Origin of the sequence: Vibrio sp. S12_S33 (assembly GCF_963889785.1) — a bacterium.
Classification (GTDB): domain Bacteria; phylum Pseudomonadota; class Gammaproteobacteria; order Enterobacterales; family Vibrionaceae; genus Vibrio; species Vibrio aestuarianus.
In genome coordinates this window covers 62,153-84,480 of record NZ_CAWPQZ010000003.1, presented here as the reverse complement: position 1 = coordinate 84,480, position 22,328 = coordinate 62,153, and the positions used below count along the sequence as shown (strand labels likewise).

The window sequence follows — 22,328 nt, the reverse complement described above, 5'->3', positions numbered from 1 at the left end:
CAGATCTTTCGACTAAAAAGGAAATCATCGCAAAGGAACCAGCTTTTAGTTCCTGCCTATTTTTATCCCGAGTTCAGGTTAATCACTGAGGTGACGTGCAACGGTCGATTCATGAATACGAAGAGGTTGTGAAATCATAGTCTGACTCCAGCCTTCTGAAGCCAGCAAAACAGCCTTAATACAGTCGCAAACTCGACTATCACGTTCAATGTCGTGCATTTGTTCGAGTTGCAGTTTCTGCTGAGGAGTCAGTGTGATTTTCATGGTTCGTAGCATGATCCTGATTCTATTGAAAATCAAGCATCTTCAATGATCACGGGTATATCTCAATTTCCGGTTTTTTCTTTAAAAATTATTTAATTAGCTAGAAAAATCTCTATCTGTGTATTTTACTTAAAATAGTGCAACCACGATTCACGGATGAGAAAAATGGCTAACAAAAAAAACATTGAAACAAACAAGAAAAATACAGAAATCAAAAATAAGAAAAGTAACGAGCTAGAACAAAAGAAAGCAACACAAAAAAAGAAGCTCAGACTGCATTCGCATTTAAAGGTTAATATCCCTCTTTTTCAATCACTCATTATGATATTGCCGTCATTGGCTAAACACGCATCTGCCGAGGGTGTAGACAATTATAGCGATGAGGCAAATCGAGCAACGGAAAATAGCGTGGCAGAAAAAGACGTCACCGATGACCATGGTAAAGCAAACTCATCGGCGGTTACTCATCAAGACTCTCCAACGAGTGAAAACTACGTAGGCTCAACCTTAAGTGTAAGTCATGCTCCCCATGGTTCGAACTCTCACTTGGTCCCTTCTCATCATTTGTCGGCGTTTTCTCACCCACAAGTCCATTACATTCCTTCGGTATCGATGCCAACTATCTCCTTAGGAAGTAACGGCCAGCCCATTCATTCAAATAATACGCCTCCGACAACTCCCGCTTCGCCAGTCACCTTTGTGTCAGAGGTAATAAAAGGTGCGTACGGAGAACTCCATGTTGATGCAAATGGTCAATACACATTTGTCATGAACCCTAACTCTCCTCAATATATTCTGCTAAATCAGAACAAACATGGCACAGACCATTTTGTTTTAAACCTATCTGACGGTTCTAAGATTGTTGTTCAGATCCCAGTGTCAGGTAAGCAAGACACGCCGACCATTTCTGGGGATTTAACAGGTGTGGTAATGGAAGATCACAAAGTTGATTCACACGGTTTGCTACATGCGAACGGCAAAATTGATGTCATTGACCCTGACCAAAATGAAAGTTCGATGAAACCCGAAGTGCTCGCAGGTAAATATGGTTCACTATCCATAGACGCTGATGGACACTGGCAATATCACGTAGATAATTCTCTCTCTAATATTCAAGCGTTAACTTCTGCCACTTCGCTGCACGAAAGTTTCGTCATTCACACTCAAGATGGTACCCCGCAAACACTCGATATGACCATTGGTGGCAACGATGATAATGCCGTTGTAACGGGTATCGATACAGGCGTGGTAACAGAAGATGTAACGACACAAATCCAAGGTCAACTTACCGTCAATGACTCAGATCTTGGAGAGAATCATTTTCAAGCCTCACAAATTAATGGTCATTTGGGTACGTTAACTATCACCAAAGATGGTGCGTGGGCGTACGCTCTCGACAACAGTAACCCTGCAGTTCAAAGACTTGCCCAAGGCTCTACTGCGACAGATATCATTACTGTTCATTCTGCCGATGGGACAGCACATCAAGTCACAGTCACGATTACTGGTACTGGAGATGCGGCCACCATTGGTGGAGTGGATACTGGTTCAATAACCGAAAACAGCGCGGGTGTCGACATGTCACCTGACTATGCTCAACCAGGCATAGCCACACTTGGCAATACAACACTCTATGCTGATGGCAAGCTAACCATCACAGACCCCGATGTAGGCGAGTCAGGATTTGAACGCCAAGGCAGCAATGGTTATGACTATCACGGCACCTATGGCGACCTCATCTTACTCACCGACGGCACCTGGCATTACCATGCCGATGCTGGGCATCTATCAGGTATAGGTGCCAGACCCACAACGCGTGGCACTGCAATTGACCAGCTTGGTGAAGGACAAAGCTTAACCGATACGATTACTGTCCATTCAAAAGATGGCACAACACACGATATTGTCATCACCATTCACGGCAGTAACGACAGACCTTACTGTTCATCGGAGGTCGTACTACAAAGTGGCTGTGAAGATACACGCCAAACCTTAACTACTGCGCAACTATTAGCGAATACCGTCGATGTCGATGCCAATGACGCCGGTAAACTAACCATTGAAAACCTCCATGTCGACCATGGTTCCATTCTAAACAATGCCGATGGCACCTTTACCTTTACCCCAGAGAAAGACTATAACGGCGATGTACACTTCAGCTATGACGTTAAGGATGCCCACGGTGGTATGACTCATACTGGCGCCAGTACCACTTTAGCGGCGGTACAGGATAATGCTGTTATTGCAGGCATTGATACTGGCAGTGTTACTGAAGACCTAAACCCTCATGCCAGCGTGCAAGGAAACTACGCCTATAAATTGGAGACTCAAGGCTCATTAACTGCTATCGACCCCGACAAGGATGAATCAGGCTTTGATTTTAAAACCCTTATCTCTGCAGCAATGCACCCAGAGTGGCGGCCATATTCTTCATCGCTGGGTGGCCAATTGGAAATTGACCCAAAAGGAAACTGGAATTACTACATAGATAACCGCAAACCTGAAATCCAGCACTTAGGTAAAGGCGAAACCTTAACGGATACCGTGACGGTGCATTCTAAAGATGGCACCACCCACGATATAGTCATTACCATCCACGGCACTAATGACGCCCCGACAGTATCAAGTGAGGTACAGTTAAACTCAGGCAAGGAAGACTCTGTTCAAACCATTACTGCGGCTGATTTGCTGGCGCATGCAACCGATATTGATAATAACGACCAAGGTCAGCTTACCGTCGCCAACCTTATTGCCAACCATGGCTCCATTCGAGACAACCAAGATGGCACCTTTACCTTTACCCCAGAGAAAGACTATAACGGCGATGTACACTTCAGCTATGACGTTAAGGATGCCCACGGTGGTATGACACACACCGGCGCAACCACCAACTTGGCGGCGGTTAACGACACCCCTGATGTGACACCTTTAACAGACAGTGTCAGTGAGGGGGCCGATAATCATCACACCCTCAATCTGCTAGTAGGTGCCACAGATAAAGACGGCGATGCTTTAAGCGTCAGCCACCTTGAATATGCCATCGATGGTCAACCTCAGGCAGGGAAAATCCCCGCAGGCATTACATTAGATACTGATGGTCATACATTAATTGTTGATGCCACCAATCCCGAATTTAACCATTTGGCAAATGGTCAGTCGCAACAAATCGCTATCACTTATCAAGTAGAAGATGGCCATGGTGGAAGTACGCAACAAACCGCCACGCTTACGATTGCCGGGACAGATGATAAAGCCACACTGGTTTCTAATGTCATCCAGCTCACTGAAACACAAGCGCTGGATAGCGAATTTAAATCCTATAGAGGCCAGCTTCAGCTGATTGACCCTGATAGTGGTGATAACACTCAGTTTGTTTTTAGCGGTAAATATTTAGGTCAAGGTTTTGCACCTGGTTACCTTGATGTTTGGCCTAATGGCTCTTATCAATTCAAATTAGATGCTGGTACCAATCGTCATGCGGATGAGCTCATTGGTAGCCTACATGCTGGCGAGTCGAAGGAGTTCCCCTACGAAGTCGAAACCAGTGATGGTCAGAAGCTCACCATTATGGTGAAAGTGACAGGCGAAGATAACCAAGCAAAAATTGAAGTAACGCCCTACTCCAGCCTCAATAATCATGTTTATGAAGATCACACTTCCTTTGGCAATACCACCAATCAGCTCAGCAGTGGTGGCACGTTACACGTCATTGACCCGGATCATGACCAAGCCGGTTTTATTGCACAAACCATCACCACCGCCGAAGGTGGTCGGTTCAATATCAACGCACAGGGCCATTGGTCATACGATATTGACAATGATAAAGTCCAACATTTAGGCGCAGGGGAAAGCTTCCAGCAAACCTTTACCGTTGAATCTATCGATGGCAGTGCTAAAAAAGATATCACAGTGACCGTTCATGGCACCAATGATGCGCCAGTTGCATCAGCTGAAGTACGTTTAGCGAATGGCTTGGAAGATAACAAAATTGTCCTTACCACGTCACAGCTACTTGCTAATACTAGCGATGTTGATGACAACGACATTGGCAAATTATCCATTGAAAACCTACAGGCTGATCATGGCGCTATTGCGTTAAATACCGATGGCACGTTCACTTTTACCCCAGAAAAAGACTATAACGGCGATGTGCATTTTAGCTATGACGTTAAGGATGCCCACGGTGATATGACACACACTGGCGCCAGTACCACTTTAGCGGCGGTACAAGATAATGCTGTTATTGCAGGCATTGATATTGGCAGTGTTACTGAAGACCTAAACCCTCATGCCAGCGTGCAAGGAAACTACGCCTATAAATTGGAGGCTCAAGGCTCATTATCTGCTATTGACCCCGACAAGGATGAATCAGGCTTTGATTTTAAAACCCTTATCTCTGCAGCAATGCACCCAGAGTGGCGGCCATATTCTTCATCGCTGGGTGGCCAATTGGCAATTGACCCAAAAGGAAACTGGAATTACTACATAGATAACCGCAAACCTGAAATCCAGCACTTAGGTAAAGGCGAAACCTTAACGGATACCGTAACGGTGCACTCTAAAGATGGCACCACCCACGATATCGTCATTACCATCCACGGCACTAATGACGCCCCCACAGTATCAAGTGAGGTACAGTTAAACTCAGGCAAGGAAGACTCTGTTCAAACCATTACTGCGGCTGATTTGCTGGCGCACGCAACCGATATTGATAATAACGACCAAGGTCAGCTTACCGTCGCCAACCTTATTGCTAACCATGGCTCCATTCGAGACAACCAAGATGGCACCTTCACCTTTACGCCAGAAAAAGACTATAACGGCGATGTGCATTTTATCTATGACGTTAAGGATGCCCACGGTGGTGTGGCCCATACAGGTGCAACTACTAACTTAGTACCTGATTCTCCTATCCAACATGACACTCCTGATTTTGAGCAAGTTAACAGTGAGGAGTTTAGCGTTGAGGTAGATATCGCCATCACGAATGACGATAAATTTAACCAATTGAACAGTGCCGACGCAATACAAAGTGGTCATGAGAATGATACCTCAATGACTGGCGCAAATGCTTACCTTGATGCACTTGGTATAACACCAACACATCACGCAATAGAAAATGAGCAGCAACATCAACCCGCTGATATGGATCTTGTTTGGGCGCAAAGCGAGCAAGCGTCACTCGTTGATGAACATGGTATACATATTGATGTTTCTGATGCAGTTACAGATGAAAGTCATCAACATGATAATGGTCACGACAACCAACATGATGATCAGCATCAGCAAGTCGATAATCTAGCAGATATTGATCCCAATAATTAATACCATTTCCACTAATAAAGTGATTAAACATTGGGTATGAAAAAGGAGTGAGTTAAAGGCGAACATTGATGTAAAGATTACTCCCTTTACGAAATATTCAGCGCTGAAATAGCTTCTTTTAACAAGCAAGTTGAACAGTTATTTAGTGGCTTGGGTATAAATGTAAACCCAAAAAAGGAACGCTAGATCGCGTTCCTTTTTTATGTGTGATTATTTTAAATGAAGTTATAAAAAGAAACTAACGCTCACCAAACGCCACGCTGACGTTGGTATAAATCGGTTTCCATAGGTACTGAAAAACCGATTTCTCACCCGTGGTAATGTCAACTTCACCGGTCATCCCCGGTAAAATAACAAACTGTTCTGGGTTATCTCTAAAATACGGCTTGTCTACCGACACTATCACCTCGTAGAAAATCTCTCCTCTTTCACTTTGGCTCGTCGTCGGCGAGATACTTTCAACTAACCCCTTCAATGCACCAAATCGGCTGTAGTCAAAGGCATCTACCTTGATACGGGTTGACTGACCAACGCTCACAAAGCCGATATCTCGTGGAGATAAACGCGCTTTGAATGCGGCTTTTCCACCAACAGGGACAATTTCAACAACGGTCCCTCCCGCTTGAATCACGCCACCATCTTGTGTATTGGGCAGGCTTTGAACCAGCCCCTGCAGCGGTGACACCAACATGGTGTTTGTTAATTTCGCCTGACTTGAACGTACTCTCGCATTCAGTGCTGACAAATCAGAAACAGCTTTAGAACGGTCATCACTGACTTTAGCTTTCGCTTCAGCAAGAAGCTGTACAATTTTTTGATCATTACTGTCGGCTTGTCTAATCAATACCGATTTCTTACCGCGAGCTTCCTCAATTTTCTGCTCGATACTGGCCAACTTCTGGCGCATTTCAAGTACTCGTAAGCGTGAAATGTTGCCCGCTTCATACCCCTTTTCAAGTATGTTCAACTCTTGCTCAGTGGCATTCAACTCTCTTTCATAACTCGGTAAGGACTTTTCTACGCTACGAAGCTGCTCTGCAATTTGCTCGCTCTCTTTTTCAAGCACCACGCGTTTTTGGAAATAAAGTGCTTTTTGTGCGTTCAACTGCGCTTTTTGCTGGCTGACGATCTCTGGGTAATCCACCTCAAATTCAGCTAGATTTGGCTCACGTTCCTCGAGAAGCGCATTCATACGCTCCACACTGGCTAGAAGCGTCACTTGTTGAGATTTAAGCTCTTCAAGCGCAGTACGTTGGAAGGTGGCATCAAACTCAACAAGTGGCTGGCCTTTCTCAACAAGTTGTCCTTCTTTAACTAGAATTTGCTTTAACTTACCACCGATTTCGCTTTGTAATACTTGTTTCTCACCTTCTGGAATTACAGCACCTTTAGCTTTAGCAATTTCATCAACTTGTGTCACCACAGACCAAATGACAAATGCTATGACACATAAGGCAACCGACCATGTCGCCAGCGCCAATGTACGAGCCGTATTTTGTGATTCAACAAGTTCACCATAGCGCTTGCCTGTCTCAATAGGTTGTTTAGCCATTAGTGACTCCTTGCATAAACTCTTGTTGGCCTGTCTGTTGATCAGCTTGGGGCTGTGCAGGTTCTATTGGCCCGGCATAAACCACTGCTCCTTCATTTAACACCACAACTTTATCAGCAAGCTTGATTAAATCCGGATCGTGGGATGTGTAAATCACGGTTGCTTTTCCTTTTTTCGACTGCACAAACTCACCAAATATACGTTTAGCATTTGGATAAGCATCAGGCACAGGATTATCCATTAAGAACATTGGGTAGTCATAAACCAGCGCTTTCGCGTCAATGAGGATCTGCGCGACGCTGCCAGACAGCATGTCAAAAAGGCTATCCGGTTGAATGCTACTGATCGACGTATCGAGCCCACCTGACAATGTCTCGAACCAACGCTTTCCGCCCACCATTTCAATCGCAGAGATCATTTTCTGGTCTTCAATTTTGTGCCCATCGTTTAACCACTCTCGTATACTTAATGTCAGTAAGTCTGGATAAGCAGCTCGAATGAAACACCAATGGCGATATAGCTGCGGGTCATATTGAGCAAGGTTAACCCGATTAAGCTCAACGATACCATTTTGAATAGGTTGTAATCCGGAGAAAACTTCTATCAGCGTTGACTTACCACTACCAGAAGGTCCTGTGATCGCTACAATTTCGCCGGCTTCAATGTCAAAACTCACACCACTCAATGCGGGGCGACTCTGCTTGGGATAACGCAGTGTCACTTGGTCTAATTTCAAGTTAGGGGCTGTCGACGGCAACGGGTGATGCTGATAACTGAATTCACGCTCAGATGGCTGAGACAAAATGCGGTTCACCTGCAACTTGGATTGATTAAAGCTATTGAAACGCATCGCGCTGTTCGTCAATACCTGAGCTGGCCCCGTCACTTTAGATATCAACATCATGGATGCGATAAGCCCCCCTGGCGTCATAACCTCTTCAAAAATAAGGCCTATTCCTAACCCCATCACAGCTAGTGTCGAACCCACACCAATGAAATAATACATGGAGGTGTATCGGCTCTGTAAAACCGACTGATTAAACGTCACGGTTGACGCAAGAAGGTTGGCCTTTTTAAAACGTTGTATCCAATGTTGTGATAACCCGGCGCTGCGAATAAAAACGAGTTTTGATGAAAGCTCATTGACCATGTTTTGACGATTGGTACCAGCAACCGTTGATTGCATTGAGCGCTTACTACTTGAACGTATCGAGCGTTTCGCTAACAGGTAATACAGAACTAAAGAGACGATAGGAACCAGCACCAACCACCCACCTAAAACACCTATCGCAAGTACAAAAATAACAATGAATGGCAGATCAAACAGCGCATTTCCTAATGGCCCTGATAACACACCTGAAATACGTTCCGACAGCATCATTTGGTTTTGCTGACTAGAAGAGGCTGTTTGCTGATTTTGAACATAGCTATTTCGAAGCAGACGCAGCACAAGGGATTGAGATATCTCTCGGCTTACTCGGTTCGAAACCGAAGCAAACACTCGGCTGCGTAATGTTCTTAACCAGCCCATCATCACAAACAAAAGACCTGCACCAATCGCGATACCTTGAAGCTCATGACCTGCATCTCCACCAATCACGTGGTCATAGATCGACATCGTGATGAACGGCACGGCAAGTGCGAACAAGTTGGTGATAAAACTGACCAGCAACAATTTAGGAATAATGGGCCGAAACGCATGTAACCGTTCACCAACCCAGTCCGGAGAAGCCTTCTCCAATGGTACGCCTTCTATAACGATACAAAATTGGGGAGTCCCCGTAAGGTCGTCGTTGTCATCAAAAGCAATAAACCGCTTCGATTCTAAATAACCTGAAACCAACTCATTTTCACCAAGTACCAGTAAGACTAATTTATGGTCACCCACCTCATTGAGATTGGCAACCAATCGATATGGTAAAGCAAGCCTGTCAAACAGAGCAAACATATCATCGATTGATTCCATGCCATTCTCATCGACCCATTGATGTGCGAACAATTGGATATTAGCGTTAACTTCCAACTGCTTAAGAGCTGAAAGGCTCTCGGTCTCTAAATGGTTCCTCACCACTTCTCTGCCATTCGTATCAGTGCGGCTACTAGTATCTAAACGATTCATACGACGGCCTCCTGATTGCTTTCACTTTCGACCGTCCTGGCTCGACTTTTCACTGTAATGATTCGATTAGCCAGCTCGCGAAGTTTCAAATGATAGCTCACCATCATTATCGTGCGTCCTGCCGACACTTCTTCTTCCAACACCTTGGCTAGGTTTCCAAGAGCGACTAAATCAAGTGAAGCGTCCGGCCTTTCTAACATGATAATGGGCTTGTCACTTGCCAGTTGAGTCGCGATAGTGAGCATTTTTACATTACCCATGCTCAATAAGGACGCACTCGTATGACCAATTTGTGTCTCTAGCCCATCTGGTAATCGAGTAATTGCTTTGTTTAAACCCAAACGCTTAGCATAGTCACTGGCGCTTTGTGTTCTTTCAGGATCAAAGCCACACAAGTTGTCGAGAATAGTACCTGACACTAATTGCCCCTTAACGCCACAGTAAGCTGCAACTCTAGTGACGGACTCTATTGTAACTTTCGCTCCGTTAATAAAGCACTCACCTTCTTGCAAATCATCAACACCTGCTATCGAAGACAACAAATGACTGTTGGTGTGTCGGTCTTCACTTTCTAACAATACCAGCTCACCTTTATTCAGTGTGATATCTGCATGAAAGAGTTCACCGTATCTTTCAATGGTCGCTTGCTTGATTTCCAACGTATCAAAGCCAGATAAATGGACCTCAGATTGCTCAAAATCTAAAGACTCAGCTATAGACAAGTCACTCAACTTTTCTATTGCCTGATTGGCACTGTGTATTGAATTGAGCTTGATTCGAACCCCAACCAGAGCACTTAACGGTGCAACCGCTCTGCCCGATAAGATAGAACATGCTGCCAACCCACCTGTGGTTAACTGACCATCTAACACCCACAAGCTGCCCGTAATCACAAGTAAAACTGACGTCGCTAATGCGGCAAGTTGAATACACTCTTGAGCGAAGGCGTTCTGTTCTTCTTCTCTCGCTTTAGACTGAGAGCGAACATTATTGAGGGATTTAAACTGATTGAAGATTCGAGATTCAACGGCCTGGCGTTTGATTCCCTGAATGGTTTGGCTCAATAAAATCAAGAACGCTTTGCGCTCCTGCTCATCTTGAGAAGCTTCTTCACTTAAGCTTTTTACGCGAATAGAAGATAACCAGACAATTCCGAGAGTAATAAGCCAAACTGCCAAAGGTATCGCCACTAACTCACCACCGATGTAAGCCACCAACCCCAAGAAGATCAATGCAAAAGGCAAATCAATAAAGCCTGCGATCACCCCACCGGAATACCAATCTTTAACTTTGGATACGGAGCCCAGCCCCTCTTCCACTCCGCCAACACCAATATGGCGAAGATGGCCAGAAGACGTGGTCGTCACCCTTTCAACCAAGGTTTGATAGGTCGCTTTCTCGGTGTTACTGGCCGCAGCAGACAAAAGCCAAGTTCGCACAAACCGGATTAATGCTTCCATAGCGACAGCCAACGTCGCACCCGCTAATAACAGAGTGGCAGTCCCGTAACTCTGGTTAGGTAAGATACGATCGTAAATTTGTAAAACCGTTAGCGGAACAGCGAGAGAAAGAAGATTTATGAGCAAAGAAGGCAGTAGGACTTTCCCCACCACCCCTTTGTTTTTCATTGAACTTACGGGCATACACAATCCTTATCCATGCTTATGAAATAAGATTGGTACAGACTATTAGGTTATGCAAGGTAAAGGGCTGATTTAATTTGATTTTAAGACACTGGTAAAAACAATAATTTCTATCAAACCATATAACCTAAACTGCACGCTATCAGTGAGTAAGTTACAACAAGAAACATTTAATTTTAGGTCGTTCTGTTCAAATCATTGTTTTTCCTCGCTATACCCTTCTTACCTGAAACTCCAAGTAGTTTGGGGGAAATTAACCTCTTAGGGATAGAGGTTTAGCGTCAAATTAACTCATTAGCTATTGCTGCGAGAGTTTAAAAACTCAGCGTAAGTACCTTTGAAGTCAGTGATCTTATTGTCACGAATTTCAATGATACGAGTTGCTAATGAATCTACAAACACGCGGTCATGTGAAACGAAGAACAGTGTGCCTTTGTAAATTTCTAATGCGTTGTTCAATGATTCAATTGACTCCATATCCATGTGGTTGGTTGGTTCATCCATCAACAACATGTTTGGTTTATGCATCATGATTTTACCAAGTAGCATACGCCCTTGCTCACCACCAGAAATCACTTTGACTGATTTCTTGATATCATCTTGACCAAAGAGCATACGGCCAAGGAAGCTACGAATCACTTGCTCATCATCACCTTCTTGACGCCATTGACTCATCCAATCAAATAAGTTCATGTCTTCAGCGAAATCATGCGCATGATCTTGAGCATAATAACCAATGTTAGAGTTTTCTGACCATTTGTATGAACCAGAGCGTGGTTCAATGACACCTGCTAATGTGTTCAACAACGTTGTTTTACCCACGCCGTTTTCACCGATAATCGCAACACGCTCACCCACTTCAAAAATGGCGCTGTAGTTACTGAACAGGTCATCTTCAAAACCTTGAGTTAGGTTTTCAATTTCCAATGCGTTACGGAACAACTCTTTAGACTGTTCGAAACGAATGAATGGGTTTTGACGACTTGACGCTTTCACTTCATCTAATTGGATTTTATCGATCTGTTTAGCACGAGAAGTGGCTTGTTTTGCTTTCGATGCGTTTGCAGAGAAACGCGCGACGAACGTTTGAAGCTCAGCGATCTGTGCTTTCTTCTTCGCATTGTCCGACAACAGACGCTCACGCGCTTGCGATGCCGCTGTCATGTATTCGTCGTAGTTACCTGGATAAACACGTAGCTCGCCGTAATCTAAGTCAGCCATATGAGTACATACGCTGTTGAGGAAGTGACGGTCGTGCGAGATGATGATCATGGTGCAGTTACGCTGGTTCAAGGTATCTTCTAGCCAGCGAATAGTATCCATATCCAAGTTGTTGGTTGGTTCGTCAAGTAGCATGATATGCGGGTCAGCAAACAGAACCTGTGCCAATAGCACACGCAGTTTCCAACCTGGAGCCACTTCGCTCATCAAACCAAAATGCTGTTCAACAGGAATACCTACAGCAAGCAACAGTTCGCCTGCTTTAGACTCGGCCATGTAGCCGTCCATTTCAGCGAATTCGGTCTCAAGGTCAGCAACCTTCATGCCGTCTTCTTCGCTCATTTCAGGAAGAGAATAGATACGGTCACGCTCTTGCTTTACTTTCCACAATTCTTTATGACCCATAATAACGGTATCAATAACAGTGAATTCTTCGTAAGCAAACTGGTCCTGATTCAGTTTCGCTACGCGTTCATTCGGATCGTAGCTAACATTACCACTCGAAGGCTCAAGCTCTCCGCTTAGAATCTTCATAAATGTTGACTTACCACAACCGTTAGCGCCAATCAGGCCATAGCGATTACCTTCGCCAAACTTAACGGAAATGTTTTCAAACAGTGGCTTAGCGCCAAATTGTTGAGTGATATTTGCGGTGGAGATCAAAACCAGTACCTTAATAAATGTGAATTGTGTAAAAAACTGCGCAACGTTACTTGTTCAAGCTCTGAACTGCAAGCGATGTTTTTGTTTGCAAAACAGCCTGTCAATGATATGGAGCCTGATCATTGTACGGCACTTCATAAGTGAGACAACGATAAACTTCTGGTTGTGTTATAAGGCTTAACATTGTTTTTATTACTAAGTTCCTATTTTTCTTCAATATATCGGCTAAACTTTTATTCGATAGATTTATTACTGATAAGTGATTCTATCGAATTTTGTGGTATTACTCCGATGGCAACCCTACCGTAGCGCTGCGTTTTTTCCGTCTATCATTGAATCGCAATAAAGAAACCGATCAGTCTTTTTCACGCTCCAGAATCCCAAGAATTCAGAACATATACAACAGTTCGCCAGTTTAATTCGTTGGAGTGGTGTTTTCTTCTCACTGCTGGTCATCGCATCGACTTGGTTACTGCTTAAGTTTATGAATTCGATGGTAGAAAGTATTGGCCGCCAATTTGTGCAATACCGAATGTTACTGCAAAAGCTTCAGTCATTTTTGCAGTTTTTATCTACATGACGGCCGGTTTAGTTGTGTTTATGATGAGTTTTCGTATTAATGATCAAATACTTGCATTAATAGGTGGTACGCTTGCAGTTTCTGTGGGTTTTGCGCTGAAAGACTTAGCCGCATCATTCATTGCCGGATTAACGGTTATGATCGACCGCCCATTCCAGGTAGGTGACCGCGTCACCTTTGAAGGGAATTATGGTGATATCATCACCATCAGTTTACGTTCTGTTAGGATGCGAACTCTTTCTGACGACATCATCACGATTCCAACAACAAATTCTTAAACGAAGTCACCGTCAGTGGTAACTACGGCGCTCTCGATATGCAAGTGGTGATCCCATTTTGTGTTGGAATAGATGAAGACATTGTCATGGCGCGAGACTTAATCCAAAAAGCTGCATCATCGAGCCGTTATATCCACTTACCCAAGCCCGTAACCGTGTTAGTCAAACAGACAATCACTGATAACTACTTAGTCATACAATTAACTTGTAAGGCTTACGTGGTCGATACCGCTTATGAAAAGCTTTTCGAAACGGACATTACCCTGCGTGTGATGAAAGAGTTTAAAAAGCATGGCATTAAGCCGCCAAAAATTGCGGTGTACGCCAGTTAATTTAATTAAAGTCACTGGCTAACACATCAGTTTCGGGAGAGTAATCACATCCCATACGCTTGTTTTTGATACTTATTGATACATCTGCGACTATCGCGGCAAATGCATAGGATGCCCGTATGATTTCAGTTGCCTTAGTCGATGACCATATTATGGTTCGATCCGGTTTCGCACAGTTGTTATCTGTAGAACCAGACATCATAGTACATAGTGAATACAGTAATGCTCGAGATGCATACCGCGTTTTGTCGACTGCCTCTGTAGACCTCGCAGTTATTGATATTTCGATGCCTGATGAAAGTGGCTTAGTGTTACTAGAAAAATTGCGCCAATCTCAACCCCATTTCAAAGCAATCATTCTTTCTATTTATGATTCAGCTTCTTTTGTAAGCAAAGCATTAGAAGCTGGCGCTTGTGGTTATTTATCCAAAAGATGCGGCCCAGGCGAACTTGTCAGTGCAATCCGTACCGTTGCAAACGGTGACCGTTATCTTTGCGCGGATGCATTAATCAACCTTAGTAACATTTCAGGGGTTCCTTTGGTACTCGAAGGGTTAACAAAGCGTGAGCGAGAGGTGTTTGAACATCTAATACTGGGAAAAGATGTGAAAGAAATTGGCCATGACTTATCCATAAGCCACAAAACCATTCATGTACATCGTGCCAATATTCTTAGCAAACTTGGGCTTTCCAATAATGTTGACTTGATTCGGTTTGCTATCACTCATCAGTTATTGGCTAATGAGTCGGTGTAACCGCTATCATGCGTTCTCTTTCACCCTCTTCTGCAAGCTTATCTTGGTTATCGCTTTCCTCTAGTTTTAGCTACGTTTTTGCCTGTGTATTGTATTCGATCAGTTGGTTTTGTTTATGGAATATCAGCCATTACCTAGCCCCCGATCTACTACTCGCAGGTCTACTTCTACCAACCGGACTAAAGTTAGCCACTTTAACCTTGTCACCGAGGCGCTTGTGGTTAGGCATTACACTATGCGAAATGTTCATTGCGTGGTCATTAGGCCAGATTTTAGAGAGCCCTGGCCATGAATATCTGCTTTTGTTATTTGCCTTAATCGCCTATTGGCTCGCTATTGCATTTCAGTCTCTTTGGGCTTCATTGCAAGACTATTGGCAAAAAATCTTGGCACTTACTGGTTTGACTTTAATTTACGGGCTAATTTGCGGTACAGGTGTTCTGTTGTTGATAAAACCGCTTGAGCTTGAATTTCATTATGTTGTTCAAGTTACCGTTGCAACCATTACTGGCGGAGTATTGCTAACCCCGTTTCTCTTTTTGCTATACGACTATTTGCATCAGCAGATTTGGAACCCACTTTCCCCGACACTCATTCACCATGAAGTGACGTTACGACCCTCCGCGTTGCTGTGGTGCTTACTGTTTTTTAGTGGTGGTTTGATTGCAGAGCTTGTGTTACTTGAGCAATTAAAGCCGTTAGCTTTACTGCTTTTTTTGCTGCCTAATATTTTTATGGCATATCAATATGGCTGGCAAGGTGGTGTTTTAGCTAGCATGATGAACAGTATTTTGCTTGCCACAGCAAGACAAGTCACAGGTTCGTTCGAATCGGATATGGAATTGCAAAGCTTCATTGCAACCCAAGCGCTTGTTGGCTTGGGATTGGGTATCGCAATCAGTCGTCAGTATTTGTTGGCTCATCGTCTAACACAAATAAATAGAAAACTTGAGCAAGAATTAAGAAATAAACAACAGCTGACAAGGCAATTAGTACATGTCGAAGAGCAAATACGTAAATCTGTAGCTCGTGAGTTGCATGATGAAATCGGACAAAATATTACTGCTATTCAAATTCAATCGATGCTGGCAGATCGACTCTCAACCAATGAAAAACAGACTCATATAGCACAGACTATCAATTCGCTAGCCATGCGTATTCACTCCTCTACCCGCCAATTATTAACCCAATTGCGTCCTCACGCATTAGATGAGCTTGGTTTGGAAAATGCTATTCGGCAATTAGCAAGTGAAATGAGATTTACTGAGCGAAACGTTGATTTTAGCCTGAATTTTGGCATTTTTGCTGAACGTTTAGATGATATAACCGCAGTCACTCTGTACCGGATCATTCAAGAATTATTGAATAACGTTTGCAAACATGCTCAGGCTTCATCGGTACAATTAAGTATTGTTCCTGGAGAAATGTTCAGTGTTGAACTACGAGATAATGGCATTGGCTTGCCAAGCGACTGGCGAACAAAAGGGCAAGGATTGTTAGGGATAGAAGAACGAGTGAGCGCCCTCGGTGGGCATTTTGTTATTGATTCTAAGTCTATTCTCGCTCCACCTGGTACGCGTATAACTGTTAACTTGCCCACAAAACCATCCACAACACCATCAAACTAGGAAAATTTCCTAGTCATTTATAACTTTGTCTCATTCATTTCATGAATCAGTCCGATACCATTATTTTGCACTAGGGAGAAACAAAGCATGATGGGTTTTATGATATCAAAACCAACATCAGCCCCCATAGAGTCATCTCAGATAGATGCAACCTACCGGTATTGGCGCTTGCATTTAATGCTTTCGATGTACGTTGGTTATGGGGTGTTTTATTTTACGCGGAAAAGTCTCAATTTTGCGATGCCTGCGATGCTAAGTGACCTAGGGCTAGAACATTCAGATTTTGGCATTCTCGGCACATTATTTTACGTGACATATGGTCTCTCTAAGTTTGTATCAGGCATGGTGAGTGACCAATCAAAACCAAGTTATTTCATGGGATTGGGCTTGATAGCGACTGGCGTTATTAATGTGCTGTTTGGTTTTAGTTCATCACTTGCTGTATTTGCAGTGCTTTGGACACTCAACGCTTTTTTCCAGGGTTGGGGGTGGCCTCCATGCGCAAAACTATTAACCACATGGTATTCAAGAACTGAGCGGGGATTCTGGTGGTCAATTTGGAATACTTGTCACAACTTAAGTGGTGCATTGATCCCCCTCAGTATTGGCTTTATAGCTGTTACTTTTGGATGGCGATACGGTTTTATTGCTCCTGGTTGTTTGGCCATTGTGGTCGGTCTGGTGTTGTGTTTTCGCATGCAAGACAAACCAATCACCCTTGGGTTACCGTCTGTCGGTGAATGGCGAAACGACTCTCTTGAAAAGCGACATGAAGCAGAAGGAAAAGGACTTAACTTTTCTCAAATTTTACGTATTTACGTTTTAGGCAATAAGTACATTTGGCTGTTATGTAGCTCTTACTTTCTGGTTTATGTGGTACGCATAGCTATTAACGACTGGGGAAATTTATACCTTACTGAACGACACGGCTATGACCTTTTTTCAGCCAATACGGCCGTTTCTATGTTCGAAATTGGTGGTTTTTTTGGATCACTATTTGGTGGTTGGGGATCAGATAAATTTTTCCGTGGCAATCGAGCACCAATGAATTTGATTTTTGCGTTGGGGATTTTTATTTCTGTTGCTGCGCTATGGCTCACACCGATTAATAATTTTGTGGTGCTTTCAGGGTGCTTTTTCTCGATTGGGTTCTTTATTTTTGGCCCGCAAATGATGATTGGGATGGCTGCTGCTGAATGTTCACACAAAGATGCGGCAGGTACCGCTACGGGTTTTGTGGGGTTATTTGGGTATCTTGGCGCGGCATTAGCCAGTTACCCGCTCGCTCTGATTATTGAACAATTTAGTTGGGAAGGGTTTTTCAGCGTTATCACCTTATCTGCTGCATTAATAGGACTGTTGATCCTACCTTTTCTAAAAGCACAACAACGTGCAGGGAATGCTGTCACTATGCCTTAATTCTTCCTCACGTTGTTTTCAAAATTTCACTGCTAATGCGCAGTAAAAAAGATATCACTGGAATGTGATGAGAACTTAACGCCTCCCTACACCTGCGTTAAGTGATGAAAATAACAAGAGGAAACAAACATGAAAGATAAATTACATCGCACCTTACTCGCGACTTGTATTTTAGGTTCGGCATTGGCTGCACCTCAAGTGCTTGCTGAAGGTCGATTAGTCGTATATTGCAGTGCAACTAACGCCATGTGTGAAGCAGAAACTAAGGCATTTTCAGAAAAATACGATGTAAAAACTTCCTTTGTTCGTAATGGCTCAGGCAGTACATTAGCGAAAATCGAAGCAGAGAAAAATAACCCTCGAGCAGACGTTTGGTATGGAGGCACATTAGATCCGCAATCTCAAGCCGGCGAGATGGATCTATTACAACCTTACCCATCACCTCAACTTGAGTTCATCATGGATGGATTTAAAGACCCAGCCAAACGCAAAGGCAATTACTCTTCTGCCGTTTACATGGGAATTTTAGGTTTTGGCGTTAATACGCAAAGACTGGCAGAAAAAGGGATTGAAATCCCACGTTGCTGGAGTGATTTGACCAAGCCAGAATACCAAGGTGAAATTCAAATTGCCGATCCACAAAGTTCCGGTACAGCGTATACCGCTTTGGCGACTTTCATTCAACTTTGGGATGAAGATAAAGCCTTTAATTACTTTAAAGCGCTCGACAAAAACATATCTCAATACACCAAATCAGGTGTTACCCCTTCTCGCAACGCTGCGCGTGGTGAAATTGCTATCGGTATTGGATTCTTACATGATTATTCCCTTGAGCAATCAAAAGGCGCACCACTGGAATTGATTTCACCGTGTGAAGGAACAGGTTATGAAATTGGTGGTGTAAGCATTATTAAAGGTGCTCGCAATATTGATAACGCTAAATTGTTTGTTGACTGGGTCATGTCCAAAGAAGGCCAAGAGTTAGCATGGAAAAAAGGCCAATCATTCCAAATTTTGACTAATACTCAGGCAGAGCAATCTCCAAATGCATTAGATCCTCAAAAACTGACATTGATTGATTATGATATGGATACTTATGGTTCGTCAGATGAACGTAAACGATTGATTAACAAGTGGGTTAATGTCGTTAAAATGGGTGAATAATTTCTTCACTCATTAACGTGAATGTATGGGCAGTATTGAGCTGCCCATTTACTCGCACGATGGAACTCATCTTCATTGTTCTTTTACTTATCAGCGCTATTGCACACCTTTCTTGATTAAATATTTGTGTATACATAGCTCAATGCTCCTTTGCTCACTACTTTGGTACAAACAAATGAATGAACTCGCAGCGGACACAGCACCACGTCAGCAGCAAAATAAGTCGCACAGAGATCCCATTTTTTATTGGATCATCACTTTATTGTGTGCATTTGTGCTGTTGCCATCTTTTGCCCTTGATTACGGGGTATTTGAGTCAACCTCACAAGAATTTTACGATGCCATGGGTTGGAGTGGCTTCAACATTTCTTGGTTGTGGTTTGCACTACCTACCCTTCTCTTAATTCGCCCCAGTAAAGCGCAAAATAAATACGCTAAACACCGCCACTATTTTGATATTGGTTATTCTGCAACGTGTATGCTCATCGTCTTACTCAGCTCTTGGTATACCCAACACGGTTTGGGCTACTCCACCATCGCGCTTTTCATTGCTTTAGGTGCGGTGATGACATTAGCCTTTGCCCGTCTTGAATTTCTAGGGGGGGATAGCTTTGTCATTGGTGCATTAATATCGATCATTCTACTGATCTCCATTTTTATCATATTTCCGAGTATTGCCATCTTTGTACCGATGTTTAAAGACGACCTGGGTAACTTTAGTGCCTGGCAATTCATTGATATATTAGGTCGCTCTCAGATCATACAAATCATTTGGAATTCGATATTCCTTGGTGTGTCCGTCGGGATTGGTGCTACCTTTTTCGGTCTGATATTTGCTATTTACACAACTCGAATTGCTACTCGCTCCGCTTTTATTGCGCGTATTTTTTCTATCTTGCCAATTGTAACCCCACCTTTTGTTGTGGGTCTTGGGGTTACTTTGATGTTAGGACGCTCTGGTTATATTACAGAATTGATGGTCAATTGGTTTGGGTTACAGCAAACCAACTGGTTATATGGATTTACTGGCATCTGGATGGCGCAAGTGCTCGCCTTCGCTCCAATGTCGTTCATGATTCTAGATGGCGCAATGAAATCGCTGCATCCTTCTTTAGAAGAAGCATCTTATACACTGCGTGCCAATCGCTATCAAACCTTCTTCAAGATCGTAATGCCATTGCTGAAACCTGCTTTAGCAAACAGTTTCTTGATCATATTTGTTCAATCACTAGCTGATTTCAGTAACCCGTTAGTGCTAGGTGGAAGCTTCGACGTATTGGCAACACAAATCTACTTCTATATTGCTGGTGCACAATTAGATTATGCCTCAGCTAGTACACTGGGCGCTGTTTTACTGTTGTTTTCACTGGCGATTTTTGTGGTTCAGTATTTGTGGATAGGTAAACGCTCGTACGTAACTATTTCAGGAAAATCGTATCGTGGTGATGTACAAGCACTGCCAACTTTGCTTAAACACTCGGTTTCGGGTCTGTTGTATTTTTGGATGGCATTTAACATTCTTCTCTATGGCAGCATTATCTTCGGTAGCTTCACCGTTAACTGGGGTGTTGATTACAGCTTAACGCTAAAAAACTATATCCATCTATTTGGCATGGGAATGAGTGAAGGTGCTTGGCCATCATTGATCACGACCATGATTTACGCAGGCGTAGCCGCGCCATTAACGGCATTATTTGGTTTATTGATCGCTTATATAGTTGTTCGCCAGCAATTTTATGGCAAAAAAGTCATAGAATTTGCCACGATGCTTTGTTTCGCAGTACCCGGCACGGTCGCTGGTGTGTCATACATCCTTGCCTTTAACGATGCACCTATTTACCTGACGGGTACGGCAGCCATTGTCGTGATCTCAATGGTAATGCGTAATGTTCCAGTAGGTATTCGTGCGGGTATCGCTGGGCTAGGTCAATTAGATAAATCCCTAGATGAAGCCTCACTCAGTCTAAGAGCGAACTCCTTTAAAACCATTACTCATATTTTATTACCTCTATTGCGCCCAGCGATTCTATCGACGTTGATTTATAGCTTTGTACGTGCCATGACCACCGTTAGCGCGATCATATTCTTGGTGACTCCGGAAACACGTGTTGCAACATCTTATATATTGAATCGTGTAGAAGATGGTGAATATGGTGTAGCGATTGCTTATGGCTCAATTTTAATTGTGGTGATGTTAGCCATTATTTTGATATTTGATTTTATCGTTGGTGAGGCTCGTGTTTCACGTTCTAAAGCGACTAACCAAGAATAACGATTGGAGATATAAACATGGAAAATGAAAACTTTGTCGTTCTAAAAAATGTCTGCAAACGTTTTGGTGATAAAACTGTTATTGGAGATGTAGACTTAGAAATAAAAAAAGGCAGTTTAGTAACATTACTTGGCCCGTCAGGGTGTGGGAAAACCACCGTATTGCGCTTGGTCGCGGGTTTAGAGAAACCGACTAGCGGACAAATTTTTATTGATGGCGAAGATGTCACCAATACATCAATCCAACAACGTGATATCTGTATGGTGTTTCAATCTTATGCGCTATTCCCACACCTTTCATTGCACGACAACGTCGGCTATGGCCTAAAAATGATCGGTTTGAGCAAAGAAGAAGTGAAACAAAGAGTTGATGAAGCGCTTAGGTTGGTTGATCTAGAGGGGTTTGGTGAGCGTTATGTTGACCAAATTTCAGGTGGTCAGCAGCAACGCGTTGCTCTTGCTCGCGCTCTGGTCTTAAAACCTAAAGTATTGTTATTTGATGAGCCGTTGAGTAACCTTGACGCTAACTTAAGGCGCAGCATGCGTGAAACCATTCGTGAATTACAGCAGCGTTTTAATATTACTTCTTTGTATGTAACTCACGACCAAGCAGAAGCATTCGCTGTATCTGATACGGTTATTGTAATGAAAGATGGCGATATAATGCAGCAAGGATCACCAACTCAATTGTATAAGCACCCTGCATCTATGTTTATGGCAAACTTTATGGGGGAAGCGAATATTTTCGATGGCAGTTATGATGGATCACACTTAATCATTAATGGTTACAAAATCCCAGCAGATGATGAGAGCGTAGCCGCCTTGCCAACGGGTAATTATCAAATTGGTGTGCGACCAGAAGCCATTTTACTTTGCACTGAAGGTGAAGCGTGTCAACAGTGTGAAATTACCAGCATTGCTTATATGGGTTCAATGTATGAAGTGTTGGTTAAGTGGCACAATAAAGAATTGTTATTACAGCTAAATTCTTCTCAGTTTGATCCCAGTTACGCTGATCATGCTTATTTGAGCATCAATCCTGTCGGGTTATTTTTACTACCCGAAGACGCATAACTGATCAGCCTTTTCATTGTAAAAAACCTAAACGCCTTTT

At 43.3% G+C, this 22,328-nt stretch carries 11 protein-coding genes and 2 pseudogenes; 8 read left to right on the top strand and 5 right to left on the bottom strand.

Annotated features, from left to right (window positions below; translation table 11 throughout):
* Positions 1-81: 81 nt before the first annotated feature.
* A pseudogene (locus tag AACW06_RS02380) lies at positions 82-264 on the bottom strand (IS630 family transposase); the annotation flags it as partial.
* Positions 265-429: 165 nt separating this feature from the next.
* On the opposite strand from AACW06_RS02380, the gene AACW06_RS02375 reads away from it, so the two are divergent.
* Positions 430-5,589: a VCBS domain-containing protein gene (locus AACW06_RS02375; protein WP_192073829.1), complete on the top strand. Its 5,160-nt coding sequence runs from the start codon at positions 430-432 to the stop codon at positions 5,587-5,589.
* 238 nt (positions 5,590-5,827) lie between these two features.
* Here AACW06_RS02375 and AACW06_RS02370 read toward each other — a convergent pair whose 3' ends face one another.
* The 4 genes from AACW06_RS02370 to AACW06_RS02355 form a co-directional block, all read right to left on the bottom strand.
* Complete coding sequence (locus AACW06_RS02370; protein WP_172532656.1) at positions 5,828-7,141, bottom strand: HlyD family type I secretion periplasmic adaptor subunit; 1,314 nt, start codon at positions 7,139-7,141, stop codon at positions 5,828-5,830.
* A complete protein-coding gene (locus tag AACW06_RS02365; protein ID WP_192073828.1) occupies positions 7,134-9,260 on the bottom strand; it encodes an ABC transporter transmembrane domain-containing protein in 2,127 nt (708 codons plus the stop codon). Before AACW06_RS02365 ends, AACW06_RS02370 begins: the two co-directional genes overlap by 8 nt.
* A complete protein-coding gene (locus AACW06_RS02360; protein ID WP_192073827.1) occupies positions 9,257-10,903 on the bottom strand; it encodes an ABC transporter transmembrane domain-containing protein in 1,647 nt (548 codons plus the stop codon). The genes AACW06_RS02365 and AACW06_RS02360 overlap by 4 nt, the downstream gene beginning before the upstream one ends.
* A 294-nt stretch (positions 10,904-11,197) precedes the next feature.
* Positions 11,198-12,787, bottom strand: coding sequence for an ABC-F family ATPase (locus AACW06_RS02355; protein ID WP_053311520.1), 1,590 nt, complete (start codon positions 12,785-12,787; stop codon positions 11,198-11,200).
* Positions 12,788-13,184: 397 nt separating this feature from the next.
* Here AACW06_RS02355 and AACW06_RS02350 point away from each other — a divergent pair.
* The 7 genes and pseudogenes from AACW06_RS02350 (at position 13,185) to fbpC (ending at position 22,288) form a co-directional block, all read left to right on the top strand.
* Positions 13,185-13,977 (top strand): annotated as a pseudogene (locus AACW06_RS02350) (mechanosensitive ion channel family protein).
* A gap of 119 nt (positions 13,978-14,096) precedes the next feature.
* Positions 14,097-14,732: a response regulator gene (locus AACW06_RS02345; protein ID WP_171980527.1), complete on the top strand. Its 636-nt coding sequence runs from the start codon at positions 14,097-14,099 to the stop codon at positions 14,730-14,732.
* Positions 14,733-14,740: 8 nt separating this feature from the next.
* Positions 14,741-16,360 (top strand): MASE1 domain-containing sensor histidine kinase, encoded by a 1,620-nt coding sequence (locus AACW06_RS02340; protein ID WP_172532975.1) that lies wholly within the window; start codon positions 14,741-14,743, stop codon positions 16,358-16,360.
* Between the two features lie 87 nt (positions 16,361-16,447).
* A complete protein-coding gene (gene uhpC / locus AACW06_RS02335; RefSeq protein WP_192073826.1) occupies positions 16,448-17,779 on the top strand; it encodes an MFS transporter family glucose-6-phosphate receptor UhpC in 1,332 nt (443 codons plus the stop codon).
* 129 nt (positions 17,780-17,908) lie between these two features.
* A complete protein-coding gene (locus AACW06_RS02330; protein ID WP_168522187.1) occupies positions 17,909-18,943 on the top strand; it encodes an ABC transporter substrate-binding protein in 1,035 nt (344 codons plus the stop codon).
* A gap of 175 nt (positions 18,944-19,118) precedes the next feature.
* Positions 19,119-21,215 (top strand): ABC transporter permease, encoded by a 2,097-nt coding sequence (locus tag AACW06_RS02325; RefSeq protein ID WP_192073825.1) that lies wholly within the window; start codon positions 19,119-19,121, stop codon positions 21,213-21,215.
* 17 nt (positions 21,216-21,232) lie between these two features.
* Complete coding sequence (fbpC, locus tag AACW06_RS02320; protein WP_168786709.1) at positions 21,233-22,288, top strand: ferric ABC transporter ATP-binding protein; 1,056 nt, start codon at positions 21,233-21,235, stop codon at positions 22,286-22,288.
* Positions 22,289-22,328 lie beyond the last annotated feature (40 nt).